Origin of the sequence: Cellulomonas wangsupingiae, assembly GCF_024508275.1 — a bacterium.
GTDB lineage: Bacteria > Actinomycetota > Actinomycetes > Actinomycetales > Cellulomonadaceae > Cellulomonas > Cellulomonas wangsupingiae.
In genome coordinates this window covers 1,451,213-1,472,502 of sequence record NZ_CP101989.1, presented here as the reverse complement: position 1 = coordinate 1,472,502, position 21,290 = coordinate 1,451,213, and the positions used below count along the sequence as shown (strand labels likewise).

17 protein-coding genes and 2 tRNA genes are annotated in these 21,290 nt (G+C 76.5%); 10 read left to right on the top strand and 9 right to left on the bottom strand.

The window, feature by feature from the left end:
* Positions 1-124: 124 nt before the first annotated feature.
* The 7 genes from ptsP to NP075_RS06850 all read left to right on the top strand — a co-directional run bounded on the left by ptsP (position 125) and on the right by NP075_RS06850 (position 7,644).
* Positions 125-1,804 (top strand): phosphoenolpyruvate--protein phosphotransferase, encoded by a 1,680-nt coding sequence (gene ptsP, locus NP075_RS06880; protein ID WP_227564396.1) that lies wholly within the window; start codon positions 125-127, stop codon positions 1,802-1,804.
* A gap of 73 nt (positions 1,805-1,877) precedes the next feature.
* Complete coding sequence (locus tag NP075_RS06875; protein WP_250788289.1) at positions 1,878-2,261, top strand: globin; 384 nt, start codon at positions 1,878-1,880, stop codon at positions 2,259-2,261.
* 2 nt (positions 2,262-2,263) lie between these two features.
* The gene (locus tag NP075_RS06870) at positions 2,264-3,142 is read left to right on the top strand and encodes an acyl-CoA thioesterase (protein ID WP_227564398.1); all 879 of its coding nucleotides are present in this window, start codon (positions 2,264-2,266) and stop codon (positions 3,140-3,142) included.
* Positions 3,143-3,218: 76 nt separating this feature from the next.
* Positions 3,219-3,938: a hypothetical protein gene (locus tag NP075_RS06865; RefSeq protein WP_227564399.1), complete on the top strand. Its 720-nt coding sequence runs from the start codon at positions 3,219-3,221 to the stop codon at positions 3,936-3,938.
* Positions 3,935-4,825 (top strand): hypothetical protein, encoded by an 891-nt coding sequence (locus tag NP075_RS06860; RefSeq protein ID WP_227564400.1) that lies wholly within the window; start codon positions 3,935-3,937, stop codon positions 4,823-4,825. The genes NP075_RS06865 and NP075_RS06860 overlap by 4 nt, the downstream gene beginning before the upstream one ends.
* Positions 4,826-4,880: 55 nt before the next feature.
* Complete coding sequence (locus tag NP075_RS06855; RefSeq protein WP_227564401.1) at positions 4,881-5,873, top strand: DNA topoisomerase IB; 993 nt, start codon at positions 4,881-4,883, stop codon at positions 5,871-5,873.
* Positions 5,874-5,922: 49 nt separating this feature from the next.
* Positions 5,923-7,644, top strand: a complete 1,722-nt coding sequence (locus NP075_RS06850) for an SDR family oxidoreductase (RefSeq protein ID WP_227564402.1) — start codon at positions 5,923-5,925, stop codon at positions 7,642-7,644.
* On the opposite strand, the gene NP075_RS06845 is transcribed toward NP075_RS06850, so the two are convergent.
* From NP075_RS06845 to NP075_RS06815, 7 genes are all read right to left on the bottom strand, one after another.
* Entirely contained in the window at positions 7,625-8,119 is a 495-nt protein-coding gene (locus tag NP075_RS06845) for an acyl-CoA thioesterase (RefSeq protein ID WP_227564403.1), read from the bottom strand. The genes NP075_RS06850 and NP075_RS06845 overlap by 20 nt on opposite strands.
* 102 nt (positions 8,120-8,221) lie before the next feature.
* Positions 8,222-9,895, bottom strand: coding sequence for a dynamin family protein (locus NP075_RS06840; RefSeq protein ID WP_227564404.1), 1,674 nt, complete (start codon positions 9,893-9,895; stop codon positions 8,222-8,224).
* Positions 9,892-11,904 carry a dynamin family protein gene (locus NP075_RS06835; protein ID WP_227564405.1) on the bottom strand — a complete coding sequence of 671 codons (2,013 nt, stop codon included), beginning with the start codon at positions 11,902-11,904 and terminating at the stop codon, positions 9,892-9,894. Before NP075_RS06835 ends, NP075_RS06840 begins: the two co-directional genes overlap by 4 nt.
* Positions 11,905-12,015: 111 nt before the next feature.
* Positions 12,016-13,698, bottom strand: coding sequence for an energy-dependent translational throttle protein EttA (gene ettA, locus NP075_RS06830; protein WP_227564406.1), 1,683 nt, complete (start codon positions 13,696-13,698; stop codon positions 12,016-12,018).
* A gap of 141 nt (positions 13,699-13,839) precedes the next feature.
* Positions 13,840-14,433, bottom strand: a complete 594-nt coding sequence (locus NP075_RS06825; protein WP_227564407.1) for a single-stranded DNA-binding protein — start codon at positions 14,431-14,433, stop codon at positions 13,840-13,842.
* A 174-nt stretch (positions 14,434-14,607) separates the two neighbouring features.
* On the bottom strand, positions 14,608-16,179 hold the full coding sequence (locus tag NP075_RS06820; protein WP_227564408.1) for a GTPase: 1,572 nt from the start codon (positions 16,177-16,179) through the stop codon (positions 14,608-14,610).
* 13 nt (positions 16,180-16,192) lie between these two features.
* A complete protein-coding gene (locus NP075_RS06815) occupies positions 16,193-17,890 on the bottom strand; it encodes a dynamin family protein (RefSeq protein WP_227564409.1) in 1,698 nt (565 codons plus the stop codon).
* Between the two features lie 130 nt (positions 17,891-18,020).
* Here NP075_RS06815 and NP075_RS06810 point away from each other — a divergent pair.
* Positions 18,021-18,093, top strand: a tRNA-Arg gene (locus NP075_RS06810).
* A 7-nt stretch (positions 18,094-18,100) separates the two neighbouring features.
* Here the strand turns inward: NP075_RS06810 and NP075_RS06805 are convergent.
* The gene (locus tag NP075_RS06805; RefSeq protein WP_227564410.1) at positions 18,101-19,597 is read right to left on the bottom strand and encodes a DUF2079 domain-containing protein; all 1,497 of its coding nucleotides are present in this window, start codon (positions 19,595-19,597) and stop codon (positions 18,101-18,103) included.
* A 450-nt stretch (positions 19,598-20,047) separates the two neighbouring features.
* Between NP075_RS06805 and NP075_RS06800 the strand changes: the two genes are divergently transcribed.
* Together NP075_RS06800 and orn are read left to right on the top strand one after the other, a co-directional pair.
* Positions 20,048-20,341 (top strand): hypothetical protein, encoded by a 294-nt coding sequence (locus NP075_RS06800; protein ID WP_227564411.1) that lies wholly within the window; start codon positions 20,048-20,050, stop codon positions 20,339-20,341.
* 38 nt (positions 20,342-20,379) lie between these two features.
* Positions 20,380-21,081, top strand: coding sequence for an oligoribonuclease (gene orn / locus NP075_RS06795; RefSeq protein WP_227564412.1), 702 nt, complete (start codon positions 20,380-20,382; stop codon positions 21,079-21,081).
* A gap of 58 nt (positions 21,082-21,139) precedes the next feature.
* Here orn and NP075_RS06790 read toward each other — a convergent pair.
* Positions 21,140-21,216, bottom strand: a tRNA-His gene (locus NP075_RS06790).
* Positions 21,217-21,290 lie beyond the last annotated feature (74 nt).

The following is a 21,290-nucleotide window of genomic DNA, read 5'->3' as shown; positions in this document are numbered from 1 at the left end:
GTCCGCTGCCCCGCACACCGCGGTTTGGCCCGCCGCGCGCACGCGCGACAGACTGCGGGGCACGGCGACGACGGCGCGCACCGCCCGTCCGGGTCGCCGCGAGCACCCAGGAGGTCTGGTGGGCATGAGGTCCGTCGTCACCGGCATCGGCGTGAGCCCAGGACGCGCGGTCGGGCCCGCCGTCCGGATGCCCGACGCCGTCGCCGAGCCGCCCGCGGGCCGGCGCCTTCCGCCCGGCGCGGACACCCAGGCCGCGGCCGAGCTCGTGGCACGCTCCGCCGACGCGGTGCGCGACGAGCTGGACGCGGCCGCCGGGGCCGCCGAGGGCGACGCCGCCGCGCTGCTGCACGCGACCGCCGCCATGGCGGCCGACCCGTCCCTCGTCGCCGACGCCCAGCAGCGCGTGCGCGACCAGCACCTCGTCCCCGAGCGCGCCGTCTGGGAGGCCGCGGACGCGGTGTCCGCCCAGCTCGAGGCGCTGGGCGGGTACCTGGCCGAGCGGGTGCGTGACGTCGTGGACGTGCGCGACCGGCTCGTCGCCCACCTCACCGGCCAGCCCGCCCCGGGGGTCCCGGTGCGGGCCGAGCCGTACGTGCTGGTGGCCCAGGACCTGGCGCCCGCGCTCACCGCGACGCTCGACCCGCAGCGTGTCCTGGCCGTCGTCACGGCCGCCGGCGGCCCCACGTCGCACACCGCGATCCTGGCGCGCTCGCGCGGCATCCCGGCCGTGGTCGCGGCGCCCGGCGTGCTCGACCTCGCCGAGGGCACCGTGCTCCTGGTCGACGGCGCCGCGGGCACGGTGACGGCCGACCCGTCGCCGGACGCCGTGCAGCGCGTGCGCGCCCTCGCCGGTGCCGTCCGCGCCTTCGACGGCGAGGGGCGCACCGCCGACGGGCACCGCGTGGACCTGCTCGCGAACGTCGGCGACCCGGCCGAGGCGCAGGGCGCCGCCGACGCGGGCGCGCAGGGCGTGGGCCTGTTCCGCACCGAGTTCGCGTTCCTCGGCCGGACCCAGGCCCCTGACGTCGAGGAGCAGACCGCGGCGTACGGGCGCGTGCTCGCGGCGTTCGCCGGACGCAAGGTCGTCGTGCGCACGCTCGACGCCGGCGCCGACAAGCCCCTGCCCTTCCTGCACGCCGCGCCGGAGACCAACCCGGCGCTGGGCGTGCGAGGGCTGCGCGTCGCGCAGGAGCGTCCTGACGTCCTGGAGGACCAGCTGACCGCGATCGCGCGCGCGGCGGCCGCGCACCCCGCCACGACGACGTGGGTCATGGCGCCGATGGTCGCGACGGTCGACGAGGCGGAGCACTTCGTCGCCGCGTGCGCGCGGCACGGGCTGACCACGGCCGGGATCATGGTCGAGGTGCCGAGCGCGGCGCTGCTGGCCGGGCCGATGCTGGCGCACGCGCACTTCGCGAGCATCGGCACCAACGACCTCACGCAGTACACGATGGCGGCGGACCGGCTGCTGGGCGCCGTCGCGGGGCTGTCCGACCCGTGGCAGCCGGCCGTCCTGCGGCTGGTCGAGGCGACCGCGCTCGGTGGCGCGGCGCAGGCGCGGCCCGTCGGGGTGTGCGGGGAGGCGGCGGCCGACCCCGCGCTGGCGGTCGTGCTCGTCGGGCTCGGCGTGACGTCGCTGTCGATGACGCCCCGGGCGCTGCCGGACGTGGCGGCGGTCCTCGGGGCCACCGACCTCGCGACGTGCCGGGTGCTGGCGCGTCGTGCGGCCGACGCGTCGAGCGCCGCCGACGCCCGCGCCGCCGTCCGCGCGGGCCTGCCGGTACTGGCCGAGCTCGGCCTGTGAGTCGCCTCGGGGTGGCGCGACGCACACCCGCCAGGCGTCGGCGCAGGTGGGACCGCATGCCAGGATGGACGCCGTGAGAGACGACTCGTTCTACGCCGCCGTCGGGGGGCACGAGACGTTCACCCGTCTCGTGGACGAGTTCTACCGTGGCGTCGCCGCGGACCCGGTGCTCAAGCCCATGTACCCGGAGGAGGACCTCGGCCCCGCGGCCGAGCGCCTCACCCTGTTCCTCGAGCAGTACTGGGGCGGCCCGACCGCGTACTCGGACGCGCGGGGGCACCCCCGCCTGCGGATGCGGCACGCCCCGTACAAGGTGAACCCCGACGCCCGCGACCGCTGGTTGCGGCACATGCGCTCCGCCGTCGACTCCCTGGACCTCGCTCCCCTGCACCGCGCCCAGCTGTGGGACTACCTGGAGCGCGCGGCGCACTCCATGCTCAACACCTTCGAGGACTGACGATGACCCTGCCCGACGCGAGCAACGACCCCGTCGGTGCGGTGCTGCGCGCCCTCGACCTGGTGCCGGACCCCGGTCAGCCGGACGTGTTCGAAGGGCTGAGCCTGCCGCAGCCGCAGGGGCGGGTCTTCGGCGGCCAGGTGCTCGCGCAGGCCCTGCTCGCCGCCGGGCGCACCGTCCCGGACGGCCGCCTGCCGCACTCGATGCACGGGTACTTCCTGCGCCCCGGCGACGACTCAGCGCCCATCGGCTTCGCCGTCGAGCGGCTGCGCGACGGCCGGTCGTTCTCGGCGCGGCGCACGCACGCCCTGCAGGCGGGCGCGCCGATCCTGTCGATGATCGCCTCCTTCCAGGAGCAGCAGCCCGGCATCGAGTACGCCGAGTCGATGCCCGAGGTCCCGGACCCGGAGCAGGTCGCCTCCGCGCTGGACTCGCTGGGCCACGTGGACCACCCGATGGCACGGTTCTGGGCGCAGGAGTCGGCGTTCGACCTGCGGCACGTCGACGGGCCGATCTACCTGCGCGCGGACCCCGACTCGCCGCTGGGGCGCCAGAGCGTGTGGGCCCGTGCCCGCGGGCCGGTGCCCGACGACCAGCTGCTCCACCGCGCGCTGCTGGCCTACGCGTGCGACCAGATCATGCTCGAACCCGTGCTGCGCCGCGCGGGCCGCCCGTGGGCGACGCCCGGGCTCTCGATGGCCAGCCTGGACCACGCCATGTGGTGGCACCGTGACGTGCGGGTCGACGACTGGCTGCTGTTCACGCAGTCGACGCCGAGCGCGCAGGGCGGCCGCGGCCTGGGGGCCGCCCGCGTGTTCGACCGCAGCGGCACGCTCGTCGCGTCCATCGCCCAGGAGGGCATGGTCCGCGTCCCGGACTGATCGGGGTATCCGCGACCGGGTCTGCGCCCTCCTCCTGGTCGAGAGGCGCCGCAGGCGCCGGGTCCCGGGGGGCGTCATGGTGTCCGAGAGACGAGCACGCAGCACGGTGGCGGTGCGGGGCGCGGTGTGCGCGGTCGTCCTGCTCGCGGCGGCCTGCACCGGCCCGCCCACGGACGGAGGGACACCCACGGGGACCCCGACGAGCACCGCGGTCGCCACCGTGGAGCCGACCGAGCCGGCCCCGTCCCCGCGCACCGAGGACCCGGACCAGGTCGAGCCCGGTGCCGGCGGGCCCGCCGGCATCGCCGTGGAGATCGTGGGCCTGCCCGTCGGCGGCGGCGCGACGTTCGACGAGGCCGGGACCTGGTGCCAGGTGCTCGCCTGGGGCGAGTCGGCCGCGAGCGGCACCGTCGTCGAGGTGCACACGGTGCGCACCAGCACGCCCGGGGCGGTGCTGCGGGACGTCGGCTGCCAGGGTGCCCCGCCGTGCGTGGGCGCCGTGCTGGTCGACGGTGCCGGCTCGTGCGCGGTCGTCGTCACGCCGCCCACGCCGGACGTCGACCACGTGCTGGTCGCGCTCGACGCGACCGTGCGCTGCGCCGTGCGCACGGCGTGCGACGCGGTCCGGGGCACCGACGGCTGGTGGCCCGTCGCCAACCCCGCGCCCGCGGGCGGCGACACGCAGGAGTCGGACGACCCGGCCGCCGACCCCTCCGAGGACCCGGCCGGCGGGACACCCGACGGCACCCTCGACGACGCCCCCGACCAGGCCACCGACCCCGCGGCGACCCCGTGAGCGACCCGCCGGCAGGAGACGACGACGCACCCCCGGCCGTCCGGCCGGTCCTCGCGCAGGTCGGGCAGGTCCTGGGCACCGTCGTCGCACCGGCGACCCTCGTCAGTGCCCTGCTGTTCTACTTCGGGTACGTCTCGGCACGCGCGCAGCTCGCGTACTTCGGCGTCGACGTCGACACCCTCGGGTACAGCACGCAGGACTTCGTCATGCGCTCGCCGCAGCCGCTGCTCGTGCCGACGCTCGTCCTGCTGCTCGCGACCGCCGGCCTCGTCGCGGCGGACACCCGCGCACGGCGCTGGGCGGCGGCGGCGGGCGACGCCCGCGTGCGGCCGTGGGTCCGGGCGCTCACCGTCCTGGGCGCCGTGCTGCTCGCGACCGCCCTCGCCCTGCTGGTCGCCTACCCGTCCCTGCGCGAGTGGGCACCCTACGCGCTGGTCACGCCGGCCCTGCTCGGCACCGGCGCGCTCCTGCTCGCGCGCGCCGCCGTCTGGTCGCCCACGTCGCCGACGCCGCGCGCCACGGTCGTCCTGCTCGCCCTCGTGGTCGTCGCGAGCGTCTTCTGGGCGACGGCGACCCTCGCCCAGTGGTCCGGCACCGGGCAGGGCAAGGCGCTCGCGCGCGACCTGACGGCCCTGCCGGCGGTCGTCGTCGACACCCGTGAGTCGCTGCTCCCCGGCGATCCCACCGTCGAGGAGTCCGTCCTCCCGGTGGCCGACCCGACCGCCCCCGTCGAGTACCGCTTCCGGTACCGCGGGCTGCGCCTGCTGGCCGAGAACGACGGCCGCCTCTTCCTGGTCCCCGAGCGGTGGTCGCCCGCGGGGTCGACGTACGTCCTGGGCCCGGACGACGTCCGCGTGCGGTTCCGGTTCGTCGACGACCCGCCGTGAGCAGGACCACGTCGCTCGACGCGCGCTCGACGTCCGGGCGGGTGAGACTTCCGGCATGGTCCGCCTGCGCCGTGCCCGACTCGACCAGCCCGGGTGGACGCGTCGCCGGGCGGGACGCGGCTTCGTGTACCTCGACGCCGACGGCCGGCGCATCGCCGAGCCCGACCACCTCGAGCGCATCGGCACGCTCGCGATCCCGCCCGCGTGGCGCGAGGTGTGGATCTGCCCGTGGCCGAACGGCCACATCCAGGCGGCCGGGCTCGACGACGCCGCCCGGCGCCAGTACCTGTACCACCTGCAGTGGCAGGCGCGCCGCGCCCGGCTCAAGCACGAGCACGTGCTGGAGGTCGCCCGCCGCCTGCCCGCCGCCCGTCGGCGTGTCCGGGCCGACCTCGCGCTGGACGGCTTGCCCAGGGACAAGGCCCTGGCCCTCGCGTTCCGCCTGCTGGACCGGGCGTACCTGCGCGTCGGCACCGAGGGCTACACCCGGCGCCACGGCTCGTTCGGGCTGGCGACGCTGCGGCGCGAGCACGTGCGCGTCCTGCCGGACGAGGACGGGGCCCCCGGCGCCGTGCACCTGCGCTTCCCGGCGAAGTCGGGCCAGGTGCGCGACACGGTCGTCGACGACGAGGTCGTCGCCGCGCTCGTCCGCACGCTGCTGCGCCGCCGGGACGAGAGCCCCGAGCTGCTGGCCTGGCGCGACGACGCGGGATGGCACGACGTGACGAGCGCCGACGTCGGCGGGTACGTGCGCGACCGTCTCGGCGAGGCCACGCCCAAGGACTTCCGCACGTGGCACGCGACCGTGCTGGCGGCGCGCGGCCTGGCGGACGTCGGTCCGCCGCCCGCCAGCGAGCGCGGCCGGCGGCGCGTCGTGAAGTCCGTCGTGACCGACGTCGCCGAGGAGCTCGGCAACACGCCGACGGTGGCGCGCGCGTCGTACATCGACCCGCGGGTCCTCGAGCTGTGGGAGCGCGGCGTGACGATCGAGCCGACGCGCTCGCAGCAGGTGGCCGAGCGGCGCACCCTGGACCTGCTCACGTCCTGAGGCCCGCGCCCCGGGTGCGGGCGCGGTCGACCGGCCGCAGACTGCCCGGATGAGCGACGCTCGCGCCGACGCCACCCTGGGCGACGCCCCGGAGCCCGGCCGCGACCCGGAGCCCGACCTCGCCCCCGAACCGGTGGCGCACACGCTCGGCGGCCTGGTGCCCGGCCCCGGGCCGGACGGCCGACCGGCCGCCGACGCACCCCTCGTGGCGGTCACGGGCGTCACCGGCTACGTGGGCGGGCGCCTCGTGCCGGAGCTGCTCGCGGCGGGCTACCGCGTGCGGGCCCTGGCGCGGCACCCGGAGCGGCTGCGGGGCCGCCCCTGGTACGACGACGTCGAGGTCGTGGCCGCGGACGCCGCCGAGCCCGAGCAGATCCGCGCCGCGCTCGACGGCGTCGACGTGGCCTACTACCTGATCCACTCCCTGGGCTCGGGCAGGACGTTCGAGGAGCGCGACCGGCGCACGGCGCAGGTCTTCGCGCAGGCCGCCGCCGCGGCGGGGGTCGGCAGGATCGTGTACCTCGGAGGCCTGTACCCCGAGGGCGAGAAGCTGTCACCGCACCTGGCGTCGCGCACCGAGGTCGGCGAGATCCTGCTCGCGTCCGGGGTGCCCACCACCGTGCTGCGCGCCGCGGTCGTCCTCGGGTCGGGCTCGGCGTCGTTCGAGATGATGCGGTACCTCACCGAGCGGCTCCCGGCCATGACGGTGCCGCGCTGGGTCGCCAACCGCATCCAGCCGATCGCCGTCCGGGACGTCCTGCGCTACCTGGTCGGCTCGGCGGCGATGCCCCCGGACGTGTCGCGGGCCTTCGACATCGGCGGGCCCGACGTCCTCACGTACCGCGAGATGATGCAGCGGTACGCCCGCATCGCCGGGCTCCCGCGCCGCCTGATCGTGCAGGTCCCCGTCCTGACGCCGCGCCTGTCGAGCCTGTGGGTCTCCCTGGTCACCCCGGTGCCCGGCGGGCTCGCGCGGCCGCTCGTGGAGTCGCTGGTCCACGAGGTGGTGTGCGACGAGCACGACATCGCCGCGCACGTGCCGGACCCGCCGGGCGGCCTCATCGGCTTCGACCGCGCCGTGCGCCTCGCCCTGGCGCGCGTGCAGGGCGCGAGCGTCACGACGCGCTGGTCGTCCGCGCTCCCCCCGGGCGCGCCCAGCGACCCGCTGCCGTCGGACCCGGGCTGGGCGGGTGGCTCCCTGTACGTCGACGAGCGCCGCGTGCTCGTCGACGCCTCCCCCGCCGCCCTCTGGCGGGTCGTCGAGGCGGTGGGTGGCGAGCGCGGCTGGTACTCCTGGGCGCTGGCGTGGCGGGTGCGCGGCCTGCTCGACCGCGTCGTCGGTGGGCCGGGCCTGCGGCGCGGACGTCGCGACCCCGCCCGGCTGCTGGTCGACGACGCCGTGGACTTCTGGCGCGTCGAGCAGCTCGTCCCCGGCCGGCTGCTGCGCCTGCGCGCCGAGATGCGGGTGCCCGGCCTTGCCTGGCTGGAGCTGCGCGTCGAGCCCGCGGACGCCGGCACCGACCCGCCGGACGTGCCGGGCGCCCGGGACGCGGACGGGCCGTGGGACCCCGACGCGTGGCGACGCCCGCCCGTGGTGTTCGCGCAGCGCGCCCTGTTCCACCCGCACGGCCTGGCCGGGCAGCTCTACTGGTGGGCGGTGTACCCGTTCCACGGCGTCGTGTTCGGCGGCATGCAGCGCAACGTCGCGCGCGCGGCTCAGACGGCCGAGCGCGCCCGGGCCGACCGGGGCGTCACGCGCGCCGACGGATGACGACCGGGTCCTCCAGGTAGGGCTCCCACACGGCGCGCTCCTCGGGGGTCAGGCGTCGCGGCGCCCCCGTCGCGGAGTCGACCAGCACGATCGTCGTCGTGGCGCGGGCGTACACCTGCGAGCCCTCGACCGACGTCGGGGCGTCGCGCACCTCGTAGCACACGTCGATGCTCGCCCCGCCGAGGTGCCCGAGCCACAGCTCGATCACGACGGGCGCCCGCCGGTACGGCAGCGGGCGCAGGTACTGGATCTCCTGCCGGGCGACCAGGGTGGACGTGAGCGCACCCGGTCCCGCATCGAGGACCGCGGTCGCGCGGGCACCGTCCGGCACGACGCCGTCGAGGCTCTCGGGGTGTCGCCAGAACACCTCGATGCGCGCCTCCTCGAGCAGGCGCAGCATCTCGACGTTGTTGACGTGGGCGTACGCGTCCATGTCGGACCAGCGCAGCTGCACCGGCACCTCGAGCCTGGCCATGGCCCGACCTCCTTCGTCCCGCACCCGGCGACGCCCGGTCGTCCCCGCATCCTCACGTGCCGGGCCCGCGAACCGAAAATCGACCGCGCGGCGGCGGCGACGTCAGCGACCCGCCGCCCGGGCCGCCTGCGTGCGGCACGCCTCGAGCGCGGCGGACTCCTCCGCGAGCGGCGCGAGGACGAGCCGCCGGGCCACCTCCGCGACGGCGGACCGCAGCCGTCGCCGCGCGGCACGCGCGCGTCGGCGGGCGCCGACCCGGCCCGCGAGCGCACCCAGCGCCGCCACGAGCAGCCCGGCGAGCACGCCACCGACCAGCAGGACCGTCGGGGCCGGCGCCGGCCCCCACACCGGCGTCACGGGGTCCGGCAGCTGCAGGTACGCGAGCAGCGCGATGCCGCCGAGCCACAGCGCGCCCGCCACGGCGGCCGCCAGCAGCAGCCACTGCAGCGCCCCCACGGCCCGCCACCACCACACCGCCCGCTCGGGGAGCAGGGGCGTGCGGGCGACCGCGTGGTCCAGCGCGTCGGGCAGCCCCGAGATGTCGAGGCGGGCGCGCGCCGCGAGGGCCCACGCGTCGGGCGCACCGACGAGAGCCGCGTCGGCGTGGTCGCGGACGGCGGTGGCCGCACGGGCGCGCTGGGCAGGCCCGGCGGGCGGCAGCGACGTCCGCGTGACCTCGGCCTGCGCGGCGGGGCGAGGGGCCAGGTGCAGGCGGCGCAGCGGGTCGGGACGGAACCGGGCCAGCCACCGCACGGGCGGCCACCCGGTCCGGGCGGCGGCCCGACGCACGGCCGAGCGGCGGACCGCGGTGACCACCGTGGGCACGCCGGCGGCGTCCTCGAGCGCGTCGAGCAGGTCGTCCGTGCCGGCGCGCCGCCCACGGCCGCGCGGTGCTGCCCCGCACGCGTCCAGCACCTCCTGGGCGGCGGCGCGCAGGTCGGCACCGAAGCGCCGGGTGGTCGCCTCGCGGCGCTCGACCGCCTCGGCGACGAGGCTGCGCAGCTCGTCGACCCCCGCGCCGGTCCGCGCGGAGGCGGCGACGACGCGCGCGCGGTCGAGCCCGTCGGCCGCGGCCAGGCCGCGGAGGTCGCCGAGCACCGCCGCGACGTCGCGCTCGGTGAGACGGTCGGCCTGGTTGAGCACCAGGACGACCACGTCGTCGTGGCCCGCGAGCGGGCGCAGGTACCGCTCGTGCAGGGCCGCGTCCGCGTACTTCTGGGGGTCGACCACCCACACCAGCAGGTCGGCGCGGGCCACGAGCCGCTCGGCGCGCACGCGGTGCTCGACGACCACGGAGTCGTGGTCCGGCAGGTCCAGCAGGACGAGACCGGCCGGCAGGCCGTCGCCGCGACCGCGTCGGGCGCGTCGCACCGCGGGCGTGGCGGCGTCCTCGTCCGACCCGCCGGCGGCGCGTGCGACCGGCCCCGCCGGCAGCGCGTGGCGGCGGCCGACCTCGAGCCAGTCCAGCAGCTGCGCCGGTCCGGTCGCGTCCGGGGTGTCGCCGACGACGACGGCCAGCGGGTGCGACGTCGTCGGGCGCCGGGTGCCCGTGGCAGCGAGGTCCGCACCGACGAGCGCGTTGAACAGCGACGACTTGCCGGAGCCGGTGGCGCCCGCGAGCGCGACCACCGTGTGCTCGGCGGACAGGCCCGCACGTTCCTGCACCCGGGCGACCAGAGCGCGCGTGCGTGCGACCAGCGGTGCGGGCAGGCGGCCCTCCCCGGCGTCGAGCGCCGCGGACAGCGCGGCCACGCGCTCGTCCAGCGTGAGGCTCATGCGTCGTCCCGCGGTCCGCCGAACAGCCGTTGCCACAGACCACGCCGGGGGGTGTCCGCCGTCGTGGGCGCGTCGTCGCGACCCGCTGCGTCCGCGCTGGTGGCACCCCGCAGGGCGCGGCTCACCGGGGCGGCCGCGTGGCTCGCGGAGGGGGCGCGTGCGGCGCGCTCCTGCCGGGCGGCGCTCTCCACGGCCCGGGCGGCGGCGCGCAGGGCGTCCCCGTCGGCCCGGCGGGCTCCCAGCGCGTCGAGCTGGGAGGTGTAGCGCTCGGCCTCGCCTGCGAGGAGGGCGGTCACGCGCTCGTCGAGGCGCTCGCGGGCGAGGGCGGTCAGCCGGCGGACCGCGTCGTCGCCGAACACCGCCTCCAACAGCTTCTGGGCGACCACCGCCGTGCCGCCCGCGATGCCGAGCTCGATGCCCGTGAGCCCGCCCGTCGACGCGAACGCCAGGACCATGAGGCTCACGCCGGCCGCGTTGACGCCGAACGACAGGTACCGGGCGGTCCCCCGCCGTGCGCCGCCCTGCTCCCGGACGAGGTCGAGCACGTCGGACTGCCAGCCGCGGACCTGCGCGTCGACGTCCGCCCGCAGCGTGGTGGACGCGCGCGCCAGGTCCAGCCCCTGGAGGAGCGCGGCACCCGCCGGGTCGCCGCGCCAGGCGGCGTGCGTCCGCTCGGCGCCCTCGTCGGCCGCGTCCAGGACGACCGCCGACAGCCCGTGCGCGATCGCCTGCTCGACCTTCGGCGCCTGCGTGGGACGGCCGCGGAAGAACGCTGTCACGGCGTCACGCGCGCGCCCGACGCCCTGCTCGACCGACCGCAGCAGCTCCCCCGTGCCGACGAGCTCCTGCCAACGGGCCAGCACCTCGCCGCGCAGCATCGCGCCGTCCGACGTCGCGAGCCGCACGTGGGCGGCCGCGTCGTCGTAGGCGGAGGCCACCACCAGGCGCAGCCGGGCGTCGGCGGCGACCTGCGTGTCCGCGGCGTCCGCGAGCACCAGGGCGCGTTGCGCGAGGTCGCCGACGACACCGTCGCGCGTGGCGAGCGCGACGGCCTCGCGCGCCGGGGCGTCCGCCCCGAGCGCCGTCAGCCACCGCGCGACCTCCCCGATCGCGGGCTCCGGCAGCAGCCCGTCCGACAGCGTCGCCTCGGGCACCAGGAACAGGGGCGCGTCGGGCAGCCCGTTGGCGTCCATCATGCGTCGCAGGTCCGCCGCGACCTGCTCGGTGCCGGGGTCGACGCGGTCGACGACGATCGCCACCTGCGCGTGCCGCTGCGCCGCACCGTGCAGCAGGTCCCACGGCACGGCGTCCGCGTACCGGGCCGCGGTCGTGACGAACAGCCACAGGTCGGCGGCGTCGAGCAGCTGCGCGGCCAGCCGCCGGTTGCCGACGTCGACCGAGTCGACGTCGGGTGCGTCGAGCAGCGCGAGCCCGCGCGGCAGCGCGTCCGACGCGACGAGCCGGAGCGCGCGTGACGCGTCGCCCGCGGGCGCGGCACCCGTCCCGTCGTCACCCGCGGGGGCGCCCGCTCGAGGTCCGGTGAGGCGCGCGAGGCCCGGCAGCACGCGGTCGGTGGAGTACCACCGCTCGTCCAGCGGGTGGTGCACGAGGACGGGGGCGCGCGTCGTCGGGCGCAGGACGCCGGGTGCGGACACCTGCCGCCCCAGCAGCGAGTTGACCAGCGTCGACTTGCCGGCGCCGGTCGACCCGCCGACGACGACGAGCAGCGGTGCCGACCGCGCGCGCAGCCGCGGCAGCAGGTAGTCGTCGAGCTGCGCGAGCGCCGCCGCCCGGTCGCGGCGCGCGGCGTCGGCACCGGGTGCGTCGAGCGGCAGCTCGAGCGCCCCGAGCCGCGCCCGCATCCGCTCCAGGGCGTCGAGGAGGCTGCCGGCCGCGGCGTCGTCGTCGGGCGCAACCTGGGCGGGGGTCTCCGTGGTCGAGCCGGTCGCCTCCACGTCCGGAGTGGTGCCGCGCGCGGGGCCTGCGCCGCTGACCTCGGGTTCCGTCATCCCGACAGTGTGCCCGACACCCCGTCTCCCGACCCGTCGACGATGTCGGCGGACGCACGGCAGCCCGGACGAACGGGCTCGTCCGGGCTGCCGTCGGCGTGCGCTGTCGCGTCAGTCGCGGCGCAGCTTGCGGTACGTCACGCGGTGCGGGCGGGCCGCGTCGGCGCCGAGCCGCTGCACCTTGTTCTCCTCGTACGAGGCGAAGTTGCCCTCGAACCAGTACCAGTTCGCCGGGTCCTCCTCGGTGCCCTCGTACGCCAGGATGTGCGTGGCGACGCGGTCGAGGAACCACCGGTCGTGGGACACCACGACGGCGCACCCGGGGAACTCCAGCAGCGCGTTCTCCAGCGACCCGAGCGTCTCGACGTCGAGGTCGTTGGTGGGCTCGTCGAGGAGCAGCAGGTTGCCGCCCTGCTTGAGCGTGAGCGCCAGGTTGAGGCGGTTGCGCTCACCACCGGACAGCACGCCCGCGGGCTTCTGCTGGTCCGGCCCCTTGAAGCCGAACGCCGCGACGTACGCGCGCGAGGGCATCTCGACGTTGCCGACCTTGAGGTAGTCGAGCCCGTCGGACACGACCTCCCACAGCGTCTTCTTGGGGTCGATGCCACCGCGCGACTGGTCGACGTACGAGATCGAGACGGTCTCGCCGACCTTGAGGTCGCCGCCGTCGAGCGGCTCCAGACCGACGATCGTCTTGAACAGCGTCGTCTTGCCGACGCCGTTGGGACCGATGACGCCGACGATGCCGTTGCGCGGCAGCGTGAAGCTCAGGCCGTCGATGAGCGTGCGGCCGTCGAAGCCCTTCTGCAGGTTCGACGCCTCCAGCACGACGGACCCCAGGCGGGGGCCCGGCGGGATCTGGATCTCCTCGAAGTCGAGCTTGCGCGTGCGGTCGGCCTCGGCCGCCATCTCCTCGTAGCGCGCCAGACGCGACTTCGACTTGGTCTGCCGGCCCTTCGCGTTGGACCGCACCCACTCGAGCTCGTCCTTCAGGCGCTTGGCGAGCTTGGCGTCCTTCTTGCCCTGGACCTGCAGACGCTCCTGCTTCTTCTCCAGGTACGTCGAGTAGTTGCCCTCGTAGGGGTACAGCCGACCGCGGTCGACCTCGCAGATCCACTCCGCGACGTGGTCGAGGAAGTACCGGTCGTGGGTGACGGCCAGGATCGCACCGGGGTACTGCTGCAGGTGCTGCTCGAGCCACAGCACGGACTCGGCGTCCAGGTGGTTGGTCGGCTCGTCGAGCAGCAGCAGGTCCGGCTTCTCGAGCAGCAGCTTGCACAGCGCGACCCGGCGGCGCTCACCACCGGACAGGACCGACACGTCGGCGTCCGGCGGCGGGCAGCGCAGCGCGTCCATCGCCTGCTCGAGCTGGGCGTCGAGGTCCCAGGCGTCGGCGGCGTCGATGGCCTCCTGCAGCTGGCCCATCTCGGCGAGCAGCGCGTCGAAGTCGGCGTCGGGGTCGGCCATGAGGGCCGAGATCTCGTTGTAGCGGTCGAGCTTGGCCTTGATCTCGCCGACGCCCTCCTCGACGTTGCCGAGCACGGTCTTGTCCTCGTTCAGCGGCGGCTCCTGCTGCAGGATGCCGACGGTGTACCCCGGCGAGAGCCGCGCCTCGCCGTTCGACGGCTGGTCGAGCCCGGCCATGATCTTCAGGATGGTCGACTTGCCCGCCCCGTTGGGGCCGACGACGCCGATCTTGGCGCCGGGCAGGAAGTTCAGGGAGACGTCGTCGAGGATGACCTTGTCGCCGTGCGCCTTGCGCGCCTTGTACATGGTGTAGATGAACTCAGCCACTGAGTGCTCGTCCGATCCTCGTAGGTCCTGGTGGTGCCGCAGGCCGGGGCGCACGACGCCGCGCACGTGAGGTGCGTGGTGGGTGTCGTGCCGTCACCGACCGGCCGGCGGCTCCGGATGCCGATCCACCAGCCTAGGCGATCACCCGCGTCCGGCCAGCGCCAGACCGCCGCCGGACCCCGCGCCGGCCCGGTCCGCGTCGGCCGTGTCGCCCGCCTCCTCCTCGGGCTCGTCGGTCACGGGCGGCTCGTCGGCGGCCGTGGCCCACGGGTCGTCCGTGAAGGCACCCGCGGGCTCCTCGCCCGGGCCGGCGGCGTCGCCCGGCGCCCGCTGCGGCTCGTCCCTGCCCCGCCGCACCCCGGACAGCGTGCGCCGGAACTGCGAGGTGCCGTAGCCGAGGTCGTGACCCAGCGCGAGCGCCTCGAGCACGAGCTCGGAGCGCGGCGCGCCGTCCTGCGCGACCCACTCCGACTGCGCGAGGCGCCCGACCACGACGACGGGGTCGCCCTTGCGCAGCGAGGCGCCGAGGTTCACCGCCACGGTGCGCCACGCCTTGACCGTGAACCAGAGGGTCGGGCCGTCGCGGAAGGCTCCGGTCTGGCGGTCGAGCACCCGGCGCGTGGACGCGAGCCGGAACTGGGCGTAGGGCACTCCGCCCACGCCGTCGAGGTGGTAGGTCCGCAGGTCGGAGCCGACCCATCCGACGACCGTGACGTCCTGGGTGTGCGTTCCCATCGTGGTCCCCTGTCCGCTGTGGCCCCGCGGGTGCGGGGCGTCGAACGGCCATCGTCGACGGGCCGCCGTGCACGCGGGCGCGGCGGCCGGCGATCGGTGGACGAGCCGCGCCGAGGGCACGCCTGTGGTCGGCTCGTCGCGACCGGGTCGCGGCAGGATGCGGTCGGCGACGCGTCAGGAGGTGCCGAGCGCGCGCAGCGCGAGCTCGCGCGCGTGCCGGTGCTCCGCGAGCACGTCCTGCGTCGGCGCGAGGAGGCGCGCCCGGGCGGCAGCCTCGATCGCGGCCCGCCCGTCGGTCACCACGCGCCGCCCGCGGCTGCGCGCCGCACGCCGGCGCACGACCACCGACGCCACGAGCAGGACCAGGGCCACGGCCAGCAGCGCCACGACGAGCGGACCGGCGGGCAGCCAGGGCACGGACGCACCCATCCTGTCCGCCAGCAGCGACGCCGCCCCCGCGAGGCCGACCAGCCCGACGACCGCCCCCAGAGCGAGCAGGACGGTCGCGGCGTGCGGACGGCGCGCCGCGACGGGCACGTGCGCGAGCGCGTCGGTGACGGCCAGGCGCAGCTCCGCGGTGGTGGCGACGCGATCGCGCAGGTCGGCGGCCCAGCGCTGCGGCAGGCCCTGCGTCACGCCCGACAACCACGACGACCGGGCCAGCCCGACGCCCTCCGCGTGCACCTCGCCCAGCCGCGGCGGCGTGCCGGCCCCGCCGCGCACCGCGGCCTCGACCGCGGCGCCGACCGCCGTCAGCCCCGCGGCTGCGGACAACCGGTCCACGACGACACCGATCGCGAGCGCGTTCGGGGCGGGCTCGCGCGGCGCGACCTGCGCCTGCACCCACCGTGCCGCGTCGGCGATCTCCGCGTCCGCGTGGGCGGCGGCGACGGAGCGCCGCTCGACGGCCTCGGCCAGCGCGGCGCGCAGCTCGCGGACGCCCTCGCCCGTGACGGCCGACACCTCGTGCACGGGCACGTCCGGCAGCCCGTCCTCGACGAGCAGCCGGTGGACGTCCGCCGCGAGGTCGCCGCGCACGTCGACCGGCACGGTGTCGACCTGGTTGAGGACGAGCAGCATGGACGCGTCACGCCCGGTCATGCGGCGCAGGTACCCGCTGTGCAGCGCGTCGTCGGCGTACTTCTGCGGGTCCACGACCCAGACCAGCAGGTCGACCTGGGGCAGCACACGGTCGACCACGTCACGGTGCTCGGGGGCGATGGAGTCGTGGTCGGGCAGGTCGAGCAGCACCAGGCCCCGCAGCGAGGCCTCGCTGTCGCCGTCGAGCAGGCTCTCGCGCTCGATGCGGTGCTCCGGGTCCACGCCGATCCAGTCGAGCAGGGGGTCGCCGTCGGAGCCCCAGACGCACGCGGTCACGCGCGACGTCGTGGGACGCCGCACGCCGACGTCGGCGAAGCGCAGGCCGCTGACGGCGTTGAACAGGCTGGACTTGCCGGACCCGGTGCCGCCCGCGAGCGCCACCACGGTGTGGTCGACGCCGAGCGCGAGCCGCTCCCGGACGCGGTCGATCGTCGCACCCACGCGCTCGACGACGGCGGGGTCGAGACGTGTGCCCCCGACGGCGAGCGCGCCGTCCAGCGCGTCGACCCGGTCGTCGAGCGCCGCCGTCGTGGCACCGCGGACGGCACCCGCGGCCGCCGGCTGCTCGACCGTCACCGCGGTCGTCGGCGCACCGTCGCCGGGGACGACAGGGACGGTGGTCGTGCTGGTCGGGTCGTCGCTCACGTCAGCCCCCCGCTCACGTCAGGCCCTTGAGGACGGCGAGCCGCAGCCGCAGCCGCGACGAGGCGTCGGCCGCGAGGTCCGGGTCGTCCAGCGTCCGGTCGGCGATCGTCCGCTCGAGCTGCACCTGCGCGCGCGCCCTGCGGACGAGGTCCTCGCGGAGCGCGGTCACGACGTCGTCACCGGCCGCGCCCAGCAGCGTCCGGACCGTCTCGGCGGCCTCGTCGACACCGGCCGCGGCGGCGAGCGCGACGGCGGCCAGGGCGTCCTCGCCGACCGCACGGGCGACCCGTGCGGTCCGTCGCGGGTCGGTGCCGCCCGCGGCGAGCGCGGCCCGCACGGTCCGGGTGCCCTCCCCGGTCCAGGCGCGCGCCGCACGCTCGGCCGCCGCGACCCGCGACGCGTCGCCGTCCGGCCAGCGCGCCAGGACCGAGGGCCCACCGGGCGGCGCCGTCGGTCCCGTGAGGGACGTCCGGAGCGCCGCGCCGCCGCGCTGGCCCACCGCGGTGAGGACGGCGGTGGTGGAGTCGTTCAGGTCGGCGACCATCGGCGCGACGGCGGCCGCGCGGGACCGGGCGGTGCGGGACGAGCCCCGCACCCGGCCCGAGCGTCCGACGAGGCGCGACAACGGCGCGCCGTTGGCCACCAGCTCCGCCCAGCGCGCGCGCACGGCACCGTCGGCGACGGCACCCGAGCGCATCGTGTCCGCGGCGGCCTCCCCCGGTTCCACGACGGCCTCGTCGAGCACCTGCGCCACCCGCGCCGCCGCGTCCGCCTGGTCCTGCACGGCCTCGGCGAGCTCGTCGACCCAGGGTCGCAGCGCCGCGAGCGCGCCGCGCAGCGTACGGGCCACCACCGTGCGGGCGCGGTCCGGCCCGGCGAGCATCGTCAGCCAGCGCAGCACCGGTGCCACGACGCCCGCCGACAGCGGCCCGGTGTGCGGGCCCAGGTCGGGGATCACGAACAGCGGCGACCCCGCCAGGCCGTGCGTCCGCAGCCGGTCGAGCAGGTCGCCGCGGACCGTCGGCAGCGACGCCGGGGGCACCCGGTTGAGGACCATCGCGACCGAGGTCGAGCGCTCCACGGCCGACTCCAGCACGTGCCACGGCAGCGCGTCCCCGTAGCGGGCGGCGGTCGTGACGAACAGCCACAGGTCCGCGGCCTCCAGCAGCCGGTGCGCGGTGTCGCGGTTGGACTCCAGGACCGAGTCCAGGTCGGGGGCGTCGAGGATCGCGATGCCGCGCGGGACGGTGTCCGCCGCGACGGCCTCGACCTCGTCGAGCACGGGGTGGTGGGACAGCAGGTCGGCGTCGAGCGGGTGGTGGACGAGCACGGGCTCGCGCGTCGTCGGGCGCAGCACGCCGGCCGCGGACACCTCCCGCCCCACGAGCGAGTTCACGAGCGTCGACTTGCCGGCCCCGGTCGAGCCCGCGACCACGACGACGGCCGGCGCGGAGAGCTCGGTCAGGCGCGGCACCAGGTGCTCGTCGAGCTGGTCGACCAGGCGCGCCCGCGAGCCGCGCGCCTCGTCGACGCCCGGGATCTCGAGCGGGAAGCTCGTCGCCTCGACGTCGCGCCGCAGGTCACGCACCGCGTCGAGCAGCGACGTCTGCGCGAGCGGCCGCGCCAGGATCGGCGTCGCCGTCGACGTGTCGAGGTCACCCTGCGCAGACGCGGACGGCTGCGCAGGCACGGTTCCGGGCTGCGCGCTCACAGGACCATTGTCGGGTCCACACCTGACCAGGCCAAACGCGGCGCGCGGGTGACAGGTCACAGGTCTGCTCGGGACGTCGTCACGCGCGCCCGCTCCCGCCGCCGCGGCGCCACTACGCTGGTCGGCACTGGCCCCCGTAGCTCAATGGATAGAGCAACGGCCTTCTAATCCGTAGGTTGCAGGTTCGAGTCCTGCCGGGGGCGCCCGTCGTCAGTCCTCGAGCGGCCGCGCCACCTCGTAGCCGTCCCGCGCGTGCAGGACCTCGAACGGCACGCCCGGGTGCAGGATCTGCGCGACCTGCAGGACGTCGCCCCACTCCTGCGGGACGCCGCCGCCCTGCCGGTCGATGAGCAGGTACTCCGGCACCGGGTTGTCGTTGCCGAGGTAGTACACGTCGGTGCGCCCGACGAGGTACGACATCAGGCCGACGTCGGTCTCCACGACCGCGCCGTCGGGGACCACCGCCATCGCGTCCCGCGCCGCCTGCGCGCGGAGCCCCGCGAAGTGCAGCCCCGGGTTCGTCAGCTGCCAGAGCGGCAGCTGCGGCAGCAGCATGAGCGAGGCGGTCAGGCCAACGACCGGGGCGTACCGGCTGTAGCGGCGCAGCCACCGCACGCGGCCGCGCCGGGCGCGGTCGATCCCGTCGAGCATCGCGAGGTACGCGACGGGCAGGAGCACCGCGCTGTAGTGCCACGTCGGCGCCCAGTAGCCGGACTCCTCCGACAGGAAGCGCCAGGCCAGGGTGGGACCGGCGACGAGCACGAACGGCGAGCGCAGCGCGATCGCGCCGGTGACGACGACGAGCAGCCACAGCGTGTAGCCCTTGGCCGGGTCGTAGAGGCCGACGGGGTCGGACAGCGCCGCCACCAGGTCGAGCCGCGACCCGTAGGCCCACTCCCCGTCGGGGTTGAGCAGGGGCAGCACGACCCGCGTGGCGACGAGGAACCCGCCCACCCCCCACGCCGTGAGCCACAGCAGGGCCGGACGCCGCGCCCTCCAGGCGAGCACGACGCCGAGCACGGCGGTCGTCAGGCCGAGGTCCTCCTTGACCAGCACGAGCAGGGCGGCCGCGACCGCTGCGGTGCGCCACCGCTCCCGCAGGGCCGCCGCGAGCGAGATCGCGAGCAGCGGCACGGCGAACGCGATCTCGTGGAACTGCGCGTCCACGGCGTGCTGCAGCCCCCAGCTCAGCCCGAAGGCGACACCGACGAGCGCGCCGACCACCCGGCCCAGGAGCGGGACCGCGGCCCACGTGACGACCGCGGCCGCGACACCGAACAGCACGTTCTGCACCACGAGCAGCGTGAAGGCGTCCGGGAACGCCGCGTACACCGGCCCCAGCAGCACCAGCAGCGGGTGGAAGTGGTCACCGAGGAGGTTGTACTCGGGGCCCTTGATGTGGACGACCGGCGCCTCCAGCGCGGCGTACCGCTGCGCCAGCTGGGTGAAGATGCCCAGGTCCCACGACTTGACGACGTACGCCCGCCACTGCGCGAGCGAGTACAGCGTGAAGAGGGCCGCGACCAGGACCCCGACGCCGACGGGCAGCGCCCAGGTCCGCGCGGCCGCACGTGACCGGTGCGGCTCGGGCGGGGCGGGCACGTCCACGGGGGCCGGCTCGACCGGCGCCGCGGACGACGGCTCCCCCGCGGCCGCCGGGACGCCCTCGTCCGCCGAGACGGTGGGTGCGGGATCTCGGGACGACACGTCACCTCCCGCGGTACGCCGAGGCGTGGGCCACCGTCGGACGCCAGGAATCCTGCCACGGCGTGCGAGTGGCCGGAAATGTCCGTGACACCGCACCCGCCGTCCTGGTCCAGTGGAGGCACCCATCCACGACGAGACACACCCTTCCCAGGGTGCGCCCCGTCATGCCCGCAGGAGAAGAGAACATGCACCCACTGAGCACCTACGAGGCCCACCGGCAGGACCAGCGCGACCTGCTCCACCGGTCGACCCGGCTGCACGTGCGCGAGCACCGCACCGACCACGTCGACGACGCCCCCGGTCGACCTCCGGATCCGGCCCCGCCCCGGCACGTCGCGCGCCCGCGACCCGCCCCGGCGAGGCGGGCGCCGACGACATGACCCGTGGCACCATGACCCCCGTGCTCACGCCCGCCCGCCGCGTCCCCGCAGCGGGCGGGCGTCGCGCGTGATGGGCCGCCACGGCGACCGCGCCGCGGTCCCCCCGACGCCCTGGTACGCACGCGCCGGGCGCGCGGCCCTGCGCTGGCTCGGCCGGCTGGCCCTGGGTGCGCTCGCGGGTGCCGTGGTGCTCGGCGCCACGGCGTGGGCGGGCACGTCCTGGGAGACGGCCCGTGCGCTCGGCGCAGGTGCGGCGGTGCTCGTCGTCGTCGCCTCGGCGCTCGCCGCGACCGTCCCCGCCCCGCGCGAACCGACGCCTCCCGGACGTGCGGACGACCGCGACGGACGACCTCCGTCCGCCTGACGGCGACCTGCGAGCCGCTCGCGTCCTAGTCTGTCGGCGTGACCAGCACCGCCGACGACGCACCGACGACCACCGTGACCCCGAGCCCCGCCGCCCCGTCCGGGTCCCACGCCAGCAACGACCGCATCGTGTGGGTCGACTGCGAGATGACGGGGCTCGACCTGCTGCACGACGCGCTCGTCGAGGTGGCCGCGGTCGTCACCGACTCCGAGCTCAACGTCCTCGGCGAGGGCGTCGACGTCGTCGTCGCACCGCCGCCGGAGGCGCTGGAGCAGATGGGCGACTTCGTGCGCACCATGCACACCACGTCCGGTCTGCTGCCGGAGCTCGAGCGCGGCGTGAGCCTCGCCGACGCGCAGGCGCAGGTGCTCGAGTACGTGCGCACGTGGGTGCCCGACCCCGGCCGGGCCCCGCTCGCCGGCAACTCCGTCGGCACCGACAAGGCGTTCCTCGACCGCGACATGCCCGAGCTGGTGGGGCACCTGCACTACCGGATCATCGACGTGTCGTCGCTCAAGGAGCTCGCCCGCCGCTGGTACCCCCGCGTCTACTTCGCGGCACCGGAGAAGAACGGCGGGCACCGCGCGCTGGCCGACATCCTCGAGAGCATCGACGAGCTGCGCTACTACCGCGCGGCGCTCCTGCCCGCCGCACCCGGGCCCGACTCGAACCAGGCCCGCAAGATCGCCGCCGAGGTCGTGGCGACGAGCGTCAAGCAAGGGCTGCTGCCGCCGGCGTGACGGCCCCGCCCCGGAACGCCGCAGGGCGCCGACCGTGACGGTCGGCGCCCTGCGCACGTGGGGTGGCTAACGGGACTTGAACCCGCGACCCCCTGGACCACAACCAGGTGCTCTACCAGGCTGAGCTATAGCCACCACGGTGCCGCCAGGCCGTGCTCCCGAGGGATCCGGCCGTTCGGCACCCGGCCGACGCGAGCGCCGGACCGACG